General features: G+C 53.6%; 1 rRNA gene. It reads left to right on the plus strand.

From position 1 onward, the window contains the following. Positions 1–772: ribosomal RNA gene (locus tag HGG74_RS20965) — 23S ribosomal RNA — on the plus strand; the annotation flags it as partial.

Here is a 772-nt window from a genome sequence, read left to right on the forward strand (position 1 = left end):
GGGGCTAAACCATGCACCGAAGCTGCGGCAGCGACACTATGTGTTGTTGGGTAGGGGAGCGTTCTGTAAGCCTGCGAAGGTGTGCTGTGAGGCATGCTGGAGGTATCAGAAGTGCGAATGCTGACATAAGTAACGATAAAGCGGGTGAAAAGCCCGCTCGCCGGAAGACCAAGGGTTCCTGTCCAACGTTAATCGGGGCAGGGTGAGTCGACCCCTAAGGCGAGGCCGAAAGGCGTAGTCGATGGGAAACAGGTTAATATTCCTGTACTTGGTGTTACTGCGAAGGGGGGACGGAGAAGGCTATGTTAGCCGGGCGACGGTTGTCCCGGTTTAAGCATGTAGGCTGGTTATCCAGGCAAATCCGGATAATCAAGGCTGAGGTGTGATGACGAGGCACTACGGTGCTGAAGTAACAAATGCCCTGCTTCCAGGAAAAGCCTCTAAGCATCAGGTAACATCAAATCGTACCCCAAACCGACACAGGTGGTCAGGTAGAGAATACCAAGGCGCTTGAGAGAACTCGGGTGAAGGAACTAGGCAAAATGGTGCCGTAACTTCGGGAGAAGGCACGCTGGTGTGTAGGTGAAGTCCCTGCGGATGGAGCTGAGACCAGTCGAAGATACCAGCTGGCTGCAACTGTTTATTAAAAACACAGCACTGTGCAAACACGAAAGTGGACGTATACGGTGTGACGCCTGCCCGGTGCCGGAAGGTTAATTGATGGGGTTATCCGTAAGGAGAAGCTCTTGATCGAAGCCCCGGTAAACGGCGG

It is taken from the genome of Arthrobacter mobilis (assembly GCF_012395835.1).
Classification (GTDB): Bacteria; Actinomycetota; Actinomycetes; order Actinomycetales; family Micrococcaceae; genus Crystallibacter; species Crystallibacter mobilis.